Genomic DNA, 13,466 nt, shown 5'->3' on the forward strand with positions numbered 1-13,466 from the left:
GCCGCAGACAGGCGAACTGCAGGCGTGCAGTCGGCGGCGAAACCACCGGAGCAGCGCGGGTCCGGAGGTCGTTGCGAGGTTGTGCCGGAGGTGCTGGGCCGGAGCCCCCAGCGCCGCCGGTCAGCGCACGATGTCCGGATCGACCGTGACGCTGACGGGGCAATGATCCGAGCCGAGCACGCTCGGGTGAATCGCCGCCGCCTTGACGAACGGCAGCGCCTCTTTGCACGCGAGCACGTAGTCGATGCGCCAGCCGACGTTGCGCTGGCGGCAGCCGCCGCGCTGGCACCACCACGAATAGTGGCCCGGCCCCGCCTCGAACTCGCGGAAGGTGTCGTGATAGCCGCGCTTCAACCACCGGTCGAGCTCGGCCCGCTCCTCCGGCAGGAAGCCGCTGGTGCCGAGGTTGTCGCGCGGGCGGGCCAGATCGATCTCCTGGTGCGCAGTGTTGAAGTCGCCCATCACCAGCACCCGCAGGCCCTCGGCCCGCAGCGCGTCGAGCCGCTTGCGCAGCGCCCGGTAGAACGACAGCTTGTACGGCACCCGGTCGTTGCTGCGGTCCTGGCCGTTGCCGTTGGGGAAGTAGACGTTGGCCACCACCAGCCGGCCGAAGCGCGCCAGCTGCAGGCGCCCCTCGACGTCGAACTTGGGCCCGAGCGCGGTGTCGACGCTGTCGGGCGCGAGCTTGCTGAACAGCGCCACGCCGCTGTAGCCCGGCTTCCTGGCCGCCGAGACATGTGCGAAAGGCCAGCCGTCGGGGCGGGCCAGCTCGCCGAGCTGCTCGGCGCTGGCGCGGACCTCTTGCAGGCCGACGATGCTCGGCCCGCTGGCGAGCCAGGGCGTGAGGGCTTGCTTGCGCGCCAGGGCGCGCAGGCCGTTGACGTTCCAGGAGGCGATCGTCAGCAAGGGGATTCTCAGTGGGCGGGGCCGTCGCTGCGGGTGGTGACCAGCGGGGCGACCAGGAACACCAGGCCCATCAGGAAGTAACCCTGTACGAAGGGCCAGGCGGGCGACAAGGATAGTACGGTGTCGGCCGGGGTCCACACGTACGAGTGCATGAACCCGAGCGCCGACAGCGCGGCGCCGGCGAAGCACCACGCGGCGGCCTGCCGCAGCTTGCGTTCGATGACCGCGACCGTGGCCGCGGCGAGGAACATCGACGTGAAGATGAAGCCCTGCTCGAGCGCGAAGGCCCCGTCGATCCACACGTCGGCGCGCTGGAACACCGGCACCAGCGCCGGTGACATTGCGCTCGTCATGCCGTCGACGCCGCCGGCGCGCAGGCCCGCCTTCGCCATCATCGCGCCCCAGGCGCCGACCCCCGGCAGGATGCCGATCACCACCGCCGGCGCGTGCTCTCGCGGCGTGGCCTCGAACGCCTGCGCGGTGATGACGATGCCGATCCACAGGATGATCGCCATGCCGGCCTCGATCGGCACCGCCCAGGCGATGTACGCCAGAGTGCCGGTGAGGCACACGAGCGTGGCGAACACGCCGTTGAGGATCGAGTAACCGGCGCGCGCGCCCATGGCCTTCCAGCCGGGGTGACCGATGTAGATCGTGGTCGGGAAGCACGAGCCGAACAGCGCCGCGGCGAGCGTGCCGAGGCCGTTCATCGCCAGCGACGGCGTGGTCGGGAACGGGTCGCCCGCGGCCTCGGCGGCCTCGATGTTCTGCAGCGAGCCGACGACGTTGAACACGCCCATCGGCACGATCACCGCGAGGTAGGCCCACAGCATGTCGCCCGTCAATGCGTCGATCAGCGGCCCGAGCACCGGCAGCGGCACCTGCAACCCGTGGCCGTGCGCCGGCGCCTCGCCCACCGGAGCGATGCCCGTGAGCCACGCGATCAGCGTGCCGAGCGCGACGGCGACGAGCCCGCCAGGGACCCCGCCCTTGAACTTGAGCCGGCCGAAGTACACCAGCAGCAGCACGCCGAGAGTGACGAGCCCGACCACCGGGCGCGCGAAGCTGCGGTACAAGAACCCGAGGCTGATAAACCCGAGCGCCACGCCCGACAGCGTCGACAGCAGCGCCGCCCGCGGCGTCGCCTTGCGCAGCCGCTCGGCGACGAAGGCGCCGCTCAATTCGATCAGCCCCGAGCCGAAGCAGGCGACCAGCCCCGCCTGCCACGCGATCGTCGTCGGGTCGGCCGCGCCCGCGGCGGTCGCCGCCAGCTTCGCGGGCAACATGACCAAGAAGACATGTGCGAACACCGACACCGTATTGATGCCGTAGGGCAGCGCGCAGATGTCGGAGCGGCCGAGCGCCTGGCCGAGGCGCCGCGCCTGCCACGCGTAGTAGAGGTTGCCGACCAGCAGCGAGACCGCGGCGCCCGGCAGCACCTGTCCGTAGAGCAACGCGTCGGAGAAGCCGAGCACGTGGCGACACAGCGCGTCGATGAGCAGGAGCTGCACGAGGTTGTCGACCGCGAGGCCGAAGAACCCGTCGATGTCGCCGCGTTGGAACCAGCGCATGAGGCCCGATGTACCAAACCGCGCGCCGCTGGACCAGGACCCTGGGCCCGTGCTACGAGGACGGGGACATGCTGATCCGCGAGCGCCTGGCCCACAAACGGCCTGTGTTCAGCTTCGAGTTCTTCCCGCCGAAGACCGAGAAAGGCGAGGCCGTGCTGTGGCGCAGCCTGGAACAGCTCGCCCCGCTCTCGCCCGACTTCGTGTCCGTCACCTACGGGGCCGGCGGCAGCACCCGCACCCGCACCCTCGACATCGTCGCCCGCATCAAGCGCGAGCTCGGCATCGAGCCGATGGCCCACCTGACCTGCGTCGGCGCCACCCGCGACGAGCTGGCCCGCACCATCGACCAGCTCGGTGACCGCGAGATCTGCAACATCCTCGCCCTGCGCGGCGATCCGCCCAAGGGCGAGGCCACGTTCGTCGCCCCCGAAGGCGGCCTCCACCACGCCAGCGAGCTCGTCGCCTTCATCCGCGAGCGCGGCCCGTTCTGCATCGGCGCCGCCTGCTACCCCGAGGTCCACCCCGAGGCCGAGAGCGGCGCCAGCGACCTCCAGTGGCTGAGGCACAAGGTCGACGCCGGCGTCGACTTCCTCATCAGCCAGCTGTTCTTCGACAACGCGACCTATCACGACTTCGTCCGCCGCGCGACCGAGGCCGGCATCACGGTGCCGATCCTCGCCGGCGTGATGCCGGTGACCAACTTCGAGCAGGTCCAGCGCTTCACTCAAATGTGCGGCGCGACCATCCCTGCGCCGCTGCGCCAGCGCCTCCAGACCACCGAGGGCGACCCGCAGGAGGTGTTCTGGACCGGCGTGTCGTACGCCGCGCACCAGTGCCGCGCGCTGCTCACCCCGCCGGTCGGCGACCCGTTCTCTACCCCTCGTCCCGGCGTGCCGGGCATTCACTTCTACACCCTCAACAAGTCGCCGGCGACGCGCGCGATCTTCGAGATCTTGCGGCTCGCCCACGTGGCGGTGTGACGATGATGCTGCTCGCGGCCACGCTCGCGGCGACCCTGTCGGCCCCGCCGACGAGCCCCGATCTGGCCGCCTACGTGCGACAGACGCCGCGCTGCGCGGCCGAGGTCCCGCGCTGCTTCGGCGTCCACCTCCACCTCGTCGTCACCGGCGGCGCGGCGATCCAGACGGTCGAGTGGGTCTCTTCCCAAATCGCCGAGGCCAACGCCCGCTTCGCCACCATCGACGTCAACTTTGAAATTGTCGCCGCCGACGCGCTGCCGGCCGCCGACCTCGAGATCGACGACCGCGCCGAGCGCGACGCTCTCGGCGATCCGCACTTCAGCCGCGGCGTCGCCCACGTGTTCGTCGTCGGCCGCCTCGCCGACGTCGACATCGCGGGCAGCGAGATCCGCGGCGTCCACTGGCGCTTCCGCAAGGACCGCTCGCGCCGGTGGGTCATTCTTTCAAAGATCGCCGGCGCGCTGACCCTCGCCCACGAGCTCGGGCACTTCTTCGGCCTGCCCCACTCCGACTACGACGAGAGCGTGATGAACAAGGCCCCGCGCATGGCCTGGCTCACCGGCGAGCTCAGCTTCGCCGAGCCCGAGTTCGCCCGCATGCGCCGCCATCGCGACCGCATGCTGCGCGAGGGCATGCTGGTCGACAGGACAGGTCCCAAGGGACAGCCTGCAAAGCCCGGCTGACGGTCTGCCTCGGGCGCGTGAGCCGCTCACGGCTCGCACGTGCTGCCGGGCGGCAGCCGCTCGAGCTTCGAGCCCGTGATCTTCCACAGCCCGCTCGCGTCCTCGCCCGGCGCGAGCGAGCGCTGCTCCGGTGGCAGCACCGCGGCCGCCGCTTTCACTGCGAGCGCCTGCTCGACCGTGATGGCCTTTGGCTTGCGCGGCTTCGGCAGCGCCCCCTCCGACTCTCGCCACCTCCGGGCCAGCAGATCGCTGAGCGGCTCGAAGGAATCGCCCAGCGCCACATCTCCTCCCCGCGGCGGCTCGACCCGCACGCACGCGCCCTCGACTGTCCAGCGCTGATAGGCGCGGCGGACGAAGCGATAGTCGAGGTCGATGATCCCGCGGTACATGCCGAGCTGCTCCTGCGTCCCCTCGAGCCCGCCGAGGATCAGCGCACCGCGGCGCTCGAGCGCGCCGGACCCGGGGTCGAGCGCGAACACGTGGAGCTCGGCGGTGCCCGTGGCGGACCAGCCGTCCTTGTCGTCGAGCGCCGCGATCTCGACGGCGACGGTGTGCAGATCCAGCTGCTCGGCCCGCACCGGCGCGCTCTCGCTCGAGGATCCGCGCAGATGTTCGATCATCGCGCAGGCCCAAGATCGGAGCCGCACGCACACCCCGGTCGAATGGTCAGTCACCCAGGGGTCGCCGGACGTCACCGCGAGCGCCGAGAGATCGGTGGTCGAGCGATACGGCCAGATCGCGAGCGCATCGATCCACGCGCTCCAGTCCGGCGGTGGCTCCGTCGACCACGGCAACATCGCCCCGGGCGACCCTTTCGCCTGCATCACGGCGGACGCGAACCGCGGAGCCGCCGTCGCCGGCAGGCCCGAACGGCGACCCTGCAACAGGACCTGCCCGTACTGCCACCAGAACGGCGACGCCTCCACGGAGCGAACCACGAGCTCGTCGTGCATCGATTGGCAGCGCTCACCGATCCAGCCTCGCACGCGCTGCTGACGGCCTTCTCCAAGGACAGCGACACGACGGTGCGCGACGAGGCTCGACGCTATCTGGCCGAGCGCCGCTGACGACCCGCCCCCGGACGTGGCCCGTGCAGGTCCGGCGAACCGCACGAGGGCCGACGAGCTACGACCACCGCTAACCTGTCCCCCAGGACATCTCGTCCTCTCCACCCTCTTCGCCCCGCCGCAGAGACACCCCGTTATTGACTTGTTGAAAGCGTCTGTTCGGCGGCCAGCCCTGGCCGTCGAACAGGCGCCTCACGACCTGCCCCGAAGGCCAGCCGCCATCGAAGCCCACGGCTGCGGCCGTGCCAGGGGTCCGGGGAAGGGTCGGCGGCGAATACGAGGCCGCATGAGCGCGAGGAACGAGCGCGCATGCAGACGCTGAACTCGCCGCCGACCCTTCCCCGGCCCTTCCGCGAGGCGCGGTCGGTAATTCGCTAACCCCAGGTAGCGATCTCCGGACCCGAAAGAATTCGCGCACCATTGATTCAGATCGACCAGCGCATCTCCTCCGGCCGGGTCAACGGCGCCGTGTCGGCCGTGCAGTAGCCGAGGTTTTCGAGGCATTGTGGCGCCTCGAGGCCGAAGCCGCCGAAGTACTCGAGGCACTTCGAGCCCTCCGGGCACAGCGGAGTGTCGAGCTTGCACAGGGGAGTGCAGCAGGAAGCCACCCCCTCCGGGCAGCCGCCCGGCACGTAGTCGGCGGCCTCGCACGAGTAACCGGGGTCGCAGTCGTTGGCCGCCTTGCACTGGTCACGGAACACCCCGCTCTCGCCGGATACGTCCATCTCGCAGTAGAAGTCGGCGAACCACCCGCTCTTGACGCACACCTCGCCCTCCTTGCACGACGCGAGGTCGAACGGGTTGCACAGCCTTTCGCACATCGGCAGCACGCCGGCGTTGTAGACCACGCAGCGCTCGTTCTCGCCGCAGGTCGGATTCGCCTCGCTGCAGCCGCAGAGCGGCTGGCAGATCATGCTGCTGATCAGCGGTTCGAACTGGCAGATCGACCCTGCCTCGCACGTGTCGCCCTCGCCCTCGGGGCCACAGTACTCGCCGACCTTGGCCGGGAACTGCGACAGCGGGACGCAACCGGCCGAGCTCCAGCTGGCGCCGAGGGCCGTGCACTTCTGACCTTCGGGGCAGTCCTGGGCGTAGATGTCGCACGGCTCCGCCAGGCTCGGCTCGTCCGCCGCCTTGAGCGGGCCCGCGGGCGGGTAGAGGTGCTCCTGCGACACCGCGATCTGCCCGCTGCGGTCGACCAGCAGGTCGCACTCGACGTTGTCGTCGGCCAGGTGGCACTCCTCGACCGGCGGCTCGTCGGGCGAGGTATCCGTCATCGTCCCCTCGGTCGGGTCCCCCTCGGTCGGGTCCCCCTCGGTCGGGTCGCCCTCGGTCGGATCGCCCGTGAGCGACTCGCCCGGCGCCGTCGAATCGGTGCCTCCCGGATCGCTCGAGCTGTCCGTCGCCGGGTTCGCCGTCCCGTTCGTGCCGCCCGTCTCGTTCGTCTCGTCGCCCGAGCTCGGCGCCCCCTCGGTCCCGGCGCCGCCGCCGCTCGGACAGCCCAGAAGCGCCAGGCTCATCGCCGCCGCGAAGAGGCCGCGACAATGCACATACTTGCTGCCATCAATAGAAGAGATCCCGAACATGGTCCGCTCGCCTCGCTGGAATTGCGGCGACATCCCTCGTGCGGCGCGCCTGGTCGCCGGCGTCCGTACGCCCGCGCCGCGCGTCCGCCGAGGACGCCTCTCACCGGGTCAGTGCACCCCGGCGGCCAAACAATTGTTCGACGGTCCCGACTTTTCGTGCGGGCCCACGTCTCGTGGCCTCACCGACCCTGCGGGGCGGGGCTCAGCCGACGAGGGCCACCGCTTCGGGGTGCGGCTCCGGGTGGCCGTCGACGAAGCGGTCGCGGATGGCCAGCACCTCGTCGATATGGGTCAAGAACACGTCGGTGAGGTGCGGGTCGAAGTGCGAGCCGGCGTTCTTGCGCATCAGGTCGAGCGCGGCCTCGAGCGGCCAGGCCGGCTTGTAGGGGCGGGCGCTGGTCAGCGCGTCGAACACGTCGGCGATCGCCGCGATCCGCCCGGCCAGCGGGATCTCCTCGCCGCGGAGGCCGCGGGGGTAGCCGTTGCCGTCCCACTTCTCGTGGTGCGTGTGGGCGATCGTCGCCGCCATCTCGAGCGGCGCCGCCGTCGAGCCGTGGAGGATCCGGTACCCGATCTCCGCGTGCGTCTTCATGATCGTGAACTCCTCCGGCGTCAGCCGCCCGGGCTTGAGGAGGATCCGATCGGGGATGCCGAGCTTGCCGACGTCGTGCATCGGACTGGCGATCCGCAGCAGCTCGCACATGCCCGGGGACAGGCCGATCTTGCTGCCGATCAAATGGCAGTACCAGCTCATGCGCTGCAGGTGCTGCCCGGTCTCGTCGTCGCGGAACTCGGCCGCGCGCGACAGGCGATAGATCGTCTCCTCGTGCGAGGCCCGCAGCTCGTTCTGCATGCGCGTCAGCTCGGCCACCGCCGCCGCCAGCTCGGTGGTGCGGTCGTCGATCGCCCGCGCCAGCGCGCCCTTCTGCTGCTCGAGGTTGTCGTAGTAGCGCTTGACCCGCACGCTGTTGCGGATCCGGGCCAGCAGCTCGACCTCGTCGAACGGCTTGCTGAGAAAGTCGTCGGCGCCGGCCTCCATGCCCTTGCGGCGCAGCTCGCGGTCGTTCACCGCGGTGATGAACACGATCGGCGTGTGTAGCCCGCGCGGGTGCGAGCGGATGTTGCGACACACATCGAGGCCGCTCATGCCCGGGAGTCGCATGTCGAGGAGCACGGTGTCGGCGCCGCGGGCGAACACCTCCTGCAGCGCCTGTTCTCCCGAGCTGGCCAGGGCGACGTCGTAGCCCTCGAGGCGCAGCAACTTCTCGAGCAGGCGGCGCATCGTCGCCTCGTCGTCGACGACGAGGATCCGGCCGCCGTTGAGCTGCGGAGCGCCGCTGTCCATGGTCCGACGTTACCGCGGATCGCCGCGCCCGCGGGGCCCGCGGATCCGCGCCTCGTGTTACGCTTGCGGCCCATGTGTGAGGACCCGCGGCGAGCGATGCGTACTGCCCTGTGCGGGGCGATCCTGGCGTTCGGGGCATGTGCCTTCGCGGCGTGTGACTCGGCGCGGAAACCTCCGAGTGCGCAACAGGCCGCACGCCCGGCGGCGGCCGCGGAGAACAATGCTCCGGCGGCGGTGACTCCAGCTCCGACCGCGGCTCCGCCGTCGGCGCCGACCACCACGCGTCTGCCTGCGCCGGCCCGACTCGTCGCCCTCGGCGACCTCCATGGTGATTACGAGGCCACGCGCGCGGCGCTGCGGCTCGCGGGGGCCATCGACCCCCAGGACAAGTGGATCGGCAAGGATCTGGTGGTCGTGCAGACCGGCGACCAACTCGACCGCGGCGACGGCGAGCGCAAGATCCTCGAGCTGCTCGAGCGCCTGCAGGGCGAGGCCAGGGCCGCCGGCGGTGCGCTGCACGTGCTGAACGGCAATCACGAGCTGATGAACGCCGCCGGCGACCTGCGCTACGTGACCGCGGGCGGCTTCCTCGACTTCGAGCACGAGCCCGGCGTCGACCTCGCCGACCCGCGCGCCGCCCGCGTGCCCGAGCCGATGCGAGGTCGCTGGCTCGCCTTCGCGCCGGGCGGCCCGTGGGCGCGCAAGCTCGCGACCCGGCCGGTCGTCCTCGTCGTCGGCGAAACCGTGTTCACCCACGGCGGCCTGCTCCCGCAACACGTACGTCGCGGCCTCGACACGATCAACGACGAGGTCCAGCGCTGGCTCCGCGGCGACGGAGAGATCTCCCCCGACATCCTGCAAGACGACGAGAGCCCGGTATGGGTGCGTCGTTACTGCCTCGAACCCAAGCCGGCCGAGTGCGAGGTGCTGCGCGAGACGCTCGCCGCGGTGCCGGCCAAGCGACTGGTCGTCGGTCATACCGTGCACAAGGAGGGCGTGTTCACGGCCTGCGACGGCGCGGTGTGGTGCATCGACGTCGGCATGGCCGCTTACTATGGCGGTCACCCCGAGGCGCTCGAGATCGTCGGCGACAAGGTCACGGTCTTGCGCGAACCGTGATGTGAGTGCCGGGCGCAGTGAGGGCTCGCACTGCGAGCGCCCGCATGCGTGCCTCGGTGCCACACTCTGGGCGGCCAGCGGCGATTCGGAGCGCCACACGACGCGCTCCATCGAGCCTCTGGAAGGTGTCCCGATGTTCCTGTTCCGCGAGGCAGCAATGAGCGACGAAGACGCGATCTTCGAGCTCGCGCGCCACCTCAACAGCCTCAACCTGCCGCCCGAGCGGCCCTACATCCACGAGCTGCTGCAGCGCTCCCTCGCCTCGTTCCGCGGCAGCCCCGACTTCGACCCGACCCGCCGCTTCCTGTTCGTGCTCGAGGGCGACGACGGCCAGGTCGTCGGCACCTCGATGATCCACGCCCAGCACGGCGACACCGACGAGCCGCACGTGTTCTTCCGCGTCATCCAGGAGGAGCGTTACGCCGACCTCCGCGTCACCCCGAACTCCGAGGTGCACGACGTCCACATGACGCACACGATGCTGTACCTCGGTCAGACCTACGACGGCCCGACCGAGCTCGGCGGCCTCGTCCTGCGCCCCGAGCTGCGCCACCACCCCGACAAGCTCGGCCGCCTGCTGTCGCTGGCCCGCTTCGTCTTCCTCTCGAGCCACCGCGGGTGGTTCCGCGACCGCCTGCTCGCCGAGCTCCTGCCGCCCCTGGTCCAAGGGCCAGGTGGGACCACGCGCTCGCCGCTGTGGGACGCGCTCGGCCACAAGTTCACCGGCCTCTCCTATCAAGAGGCCGACCGCCTGAGCCGCTTCAACAAGGAGTTCATCTGGCGCCTGTTCCCGACCATGCCGATCCACGCGTGCCTGCTGCCGGAGGGCGTGCAGGACATCATCGGTCAGGTCGGTCCCAACACCGTCGGCGCCAAGCGGCTGCTCGAGAGCATCGGCTTCCAGTACAGCGGCCGCGTCGACCCGTTCGACGGCGGCCCGCACTACGAGGCCGACACCGACCAGGTGACGATCGTCCGCGACACCCAGGGCTACGCGCCCGTGGTCGGTGAGCCCGACCCCACGGCTCAGCCCGGCATCGTCGCGGTCACCCAGGACCGTGCGCCCCACTTCCGCGCCGTCTGGACCCCGGCCCAGGCCGTGTTCGCCGCCGACACCCCGCCCGGCGCCCCGCCGACCCAGGTGCTGGTCCGCCGCGAGGCGCTGCAGCAGCTCGGCGTGCTCGCGCCCGGACAGGACACCCCCTCGCCCGACGCCCGCGTGCTGGTCGCCCTGCGCCCGCAACGACGCTACTCCGACCGCGTCGCCAGCGTCCCTCCAGGTGCGCGCTCGCCGACCGGCTCGCTCCGGCTAAGCTGACCCCAAGGACAGGTGAGCCGAGAGCCCGCCGGCGCTCTCGGACATCGCTTCCTGGGTCCATGCAGTGGACGGGGGCTCGAGAAGTCACTCACAGGACCGTGCATCGCGGGGATACCCCCGTCGCGATCTCACTCGAGCGAAGACTTGCGAGTACGACAGCTCGATCGCGGCGAAGCAGGCTAAGGTGGTGCCGATCCTCGCCAGCCGCTCATGACGAGCGGTGCCAGCGCGAGGCACAACGACATCACCATGCGCCATACACGAACCCTTACTCTCGCTTCTTGCTTGACTCTCTCGCTCGCCGCTTGCGGCGAAAGCGGCGGCACCTCGATCTCGGACACCGCCAACATCACGTCGCTCGACCCGAGCGGCCCCGGGATTTCCTCGACGACCGGCGTGGACGATCCGACCGGCAGCACCACCACGGACCCGTCGGGGACGATGGGCAACTCGGAGTCGGCGACCGAGCCGACGACCGGTACGACCGCGGACGTGACCGCGACGGGCACGACGACCACCGACGACACGACGACGTCCGATGACACGTCGTCGACGACCGACGACACGACGACCACCACCGACGGCACGTCGTCGACGACCGACGACACGACGACCGGCAACGACACGAACGGCAACAACGACGAGTGTCAGGCGCCGGCGACGCAGCCGCCGTGCGATGAAGCCGGCGACGACATTTTCAAGGCGATCGGCCTCAACTGCTCGGACAACAAGGCGTCGGCGATCCCGATCAAGAACCCGGTGATCATGGCGCCGGACACCAGCAGCTACCGCGTCGCCACCCACTTCGGCACCGCCAAGGATCCGATGGACCCGAACCAGTGGGCGTGGGCGCCGAAGGAGGGCTCGCGGTTCCTCGTGATCGGCTCGGGCACCTTCCCGAACCTCGAGGGCGACGGCGGCCTCGTCGAGCAGAACGGCCAGGACACCCAGCCGAACGGCAACCCCGACGAGCAGTACCAGCTGCCGGGCGTCATGCACCACGAGGCGGGCAGCAACAACGGCGCCGGCGGCACGCCGTTCATGAACTGCGACGGCGTCCACGACTGCTCCGACACGATCGCCAACCAGTGGAACGGCATCGGCGCCGGCGTGGCCCACGACGTGTTCTACATGTCGTTCGACCTCGAGGTCCCGCAAGGCACCCACGGCTACCTGCTCGACTTCGTGTACTTCACCGAGGAGTGGCCGAACTACGTCGACGCGACGGTCAACGACATGCTGATCGTCTGGTCGACCAGCGAGACCTTCACCGGCAACGTCACCTTCATCGACGGCCAGCCGCTGACGGTCACCGCGCTCGACCCGTACATGACGATCCTCCCCGGCGACCCGCTGCTCGCGGGCACCGGCTTCCCCGGCGACTCCGAGGGCGCCGCCACCGGCTGGTACACCGCCAAGGGCTCCGCCGCCCCCGGCGAGAGCTTCACGCTCGCCATCTCCGTGTTCGACCTCGGCGACACAGTGTGGGACACCGTCGGCATCATCGACAAGTTCCGCTGGGATTGCATGGGTTGCGTCCCGAACGAGGTCGACAGCTGCGGCATCATCCCGCAGTGAGCTCGACCCGCAGCAGGGCCGACGCGAACGGCTGACCGGCCGGAGCGCCCGCGAGCCCCGCTCGCGGGCGTTTCGTGCGCCCTCTGCCCGATGGGATGTCCCAGGGGACAGCAGTTGCTTTGCGCGCCTGATTCCGAGCTGGGCTGCGTCCTCCGGCTCAGCTGGCCGAAAAGACAGCCTACCGGCTCCCCAACCGCGCTCTTTACGATAGTCGCGCGCGGAGGCCTACCGCCACTCCACGCCATTCCCGCGGGAATGGCGACAGTGGAGCAGACCAGCGACAGTCGTTCGACGGACAGCTCGCGTCTCGCGACCCGCTCCTGCTGCTAGTCGTTGTCGTCGAAGCCGCAGCCCTCGCCGTGCCCGTGAGGACCGCCATCGTCGTCGTCATCGTCGTGGTCCCCGTCATCGTCGTCGCCGTACGACCCGTGCCCGTCATCGTCCTCGTCGTCGTGGTCCCCGTCGTCGTCGTCCCCGTACGACCCGTGCCCGTCATCGTCCTCGTCGTCCCCGTCGTCATTCTCCCCGTACGAGTCACCGCCGTCCCCGTCGTCATTCTCCCCGTACGACTCGCCGTCGTCCCCGTCGTCATTCTCCCCGTACGACTCGCCGTCCCCGCCGTCGTCGTTCTCTCCGGCCGAATCACCCTCGGGCCGCCCCCCCGAGTCGTTCTCCCCGTCCGAATCGCCCTCGGGCCGCCCGCCCGAGTCCCCGTTCTCCCCGCCCGAATCACCCTCGGGCCGCCCGCCCGAGTCGTTCTCCCCGCCCGAATCACCCTCGGGCCGCCCGCCCGAGTCGTTCTCCCCGTCCGAATCACCCTCGGGCCGCCCTCCCTCGTCCCCGTTCTCCCCGTCCGAATCACCCTCGGGCCGCCCGCCCGAGTCGTTCTCCCCGTCCGACTCGGACTCGTCACCGCCGGGCGGATCGAACTCGCCCGGACCGGGGCGGTCGTCGCCAGTGGACGCGTCGTCGCCGGCCGTCGAGGTCGGCGACGACGGCGAATTCGAATCGCTGACCGAATCGCCGGAGTCACTGTCGGTGGGGTCCGCACCGTCGCTCGCAGTATCATTATTATTGTCGCCGGCGGTCGCTGTCTCGGCGTCGGCGCTCGTCATCGCGTCACCGGACTCCGTCTCGGTGATACCGCTGGATGGGTCGGGGTTGCCGCAAGAGATCGCCAGCGCGAGCGCGGGCGCAAGAACAACAACGATGTGTCGCATGGTGCTTTCAGGGACCGGAGCAGCCGGTCCGCCACCAAAGATGGTGGAGGTGTGCTGCACGTCACGCTCAATTTTTATTGACGTCACTCGAAC

11 protein-coding genes are annotated in these 13,466 nt (G+C 70.2%); 5 read left to right on the forward strand and 6 right to left on the reverse strand.

All coding sequences use genetic code 11. The annotated features are described in order from the left end of the window. Positions 1-120: 120 nt before the first annotated feature. Together O0S08_RS45830 and O0S08_RS45835 are read right to left on the reverse strand one after the other, a co-directional pair. Positions 121-903, reverse strand: a complete 783-nt coding sequence (locus tag O0S08_RS45830; RefSeq protein ID WP_269041917.1) for an exodeoxyribonuclease III — start codon at positions 901-903, stop codon at positions 121-123. 11 nt (positions 904-914) lie between these two features. Next, a complete protein-coding gene (locus tag O0S08_RS45835) occupies positions 915-2,477 on the reverse strand; it encodes an NCS2 family permease (RefSeq protein ID WP_269035845.1) in 1,563 nt (520 codons plus the stop codon). 68 nt (positions 2,478-2,545) lie between these two features. Here O0S08_RS45835 and metF point away from each other — a divergent pair, with 68 nt between their 5' ends. Then, the gene (metF, locus tag O0S08_RS45840) at positions 2,546-3,457 is read left to right on the forward strand and encodes a methylenetetrahydrofolate reductase [NAD(P)H] (RefSeq protein WP_269035846.1); all 912 of its coding nucleotides are present in this window, start codon (positions 2,546-2,548) and stop codon (positions 3,455-3,457) included. A 2-nt stretch (positions 3,458-3,459) separates the two neighbouring features. Next, on the forward strand, positions 3,460-4,140 hold the full coding sequence (locus O0S08_RS45845) for a matrixin family metalloprotease (protein WP_371879583.1): 681 nt from the start codon (positions 3,460-3,462) through the stop codon (positions 4,138-4,140). A gap of 26 nt (positions 4,141-4,166) precedes the next feature. On the opposite strand, the gene O0S08_RS45850 is transcribed toward O0S08_RS45845, so the two are convergent. From O0S08_RS45850 to O0S08_RS45860, 3 genes are all read right to left on the reverse strand, one after another. Beyond that, complete coding sequence (locus O0S08_RS45850; RefSeq protein ID WP_269035848.1) at positions 4,167-5,093, reverse strand: hypothetical protein; 927 nt, start codon at positions 5,091-5,093, stop codon at positions 4,167-4,169. A 539-nt stretch (positions 5,094-5,632) separates the two neighbouring features. After that, the gene (locus tag O0S08_RS45855; RefSeq protein ID WP_269035849.1) at positions 5,633-6,793 is read right to left on the reverse strand and encodes a hypothetical protein; all 1,161 of its coding nucleotides are present in this window, start codon (positions 6,791-6,793) and stop codon (positions 5,633-5,635) included. Positions 6,794-6,995: 202 nt separating this feature from the next. Then, positions 6,996-8,138: a response regulator gene (locus tag O0S08_RS45860; protein WP_269035851.1), complete on the reverse strand. Its 1,143-nt coding sequence runs from the start codon at positions 8,136-8,138 to the stop codon at positions 6,996-6,998. Positions 8,139-8,372: 234 nt separating this feature from the next. Between O0S08_RS45860 and O0S08_RS45865 the strand changes: the two genes are divergently transcribed. The 3 genes from O0S08_RS45865 to O0S08_RS45875 all read left to right on the forward strand — a co-directional run bounded on the left by O0S08_RS45865 (position 8,373) and on the right by O0S08_RS45875 (position 12,153). After that, the gene (locus O0S08_RS45865; RefSeq protein WP_269035852.1) at positions 8,373-9,257 is read left to right on the forward strand and encodes a metallophosphoesterase; all 885 of its coding nucleotides are present in this window, start codon (positions 8,373-8,375) and stop codon (positions 9,255-9,257) included. 133 nt (positions 9,258-9,390) lie between these two features. Further along, positions 9,391-10,575 carry an arginine N-succinyltransferase gene (locus O0S08_RS45870; protein ID WP_269035853.1) on the forward strand — a complete coding sequence of 395 codons (1,185 nt, stop codon included), beginning with the start codon at positions 9,391-9,393 and terminating at the stop codon, positions 10,573-10,575. Between the two features lie 285 nt (positions 10,576-10,860). Continuing rightward, positions 10,861-12,153 (forward strand): hypothetical protein, encoded by a 1,293-nt coding sequence (locus O0S08_RS45875; protein ID WP_269035854.1) that lies wholly within the window; start codon positions 10,861-10,863, stop codon positions 12,151-12,153. 326 nt (positions 12,154-12,479) lie between these two features. Here the strand turns inward: O0S08_RS45875 and O0S08_RS45880 are convergent, their stop codons facing one another. Next, positions 12,480-13,373 carry a hypothetical protein gene (locus tag O0S08_RS45880; protein ID WP_269035855.1) on the reverse strand — a complete coding sequence of 298 codons (894 nt, stop codon included), beginning with the start codon at positions 13,371-13,373 and terminating at the stop codon, positions 12,480-12,482. Positions 13,374-13,466: the final 93 nt, after the last annotated feature.

The organism is Nannocystis punicea (assembly GCF_026965555.1).
Classification (GTDB): Bacteria; Myxococcota_A; Polyangia; order Nannocystales; family Nannocystaceae; genus Nannocystis; species Nannocystis punicea.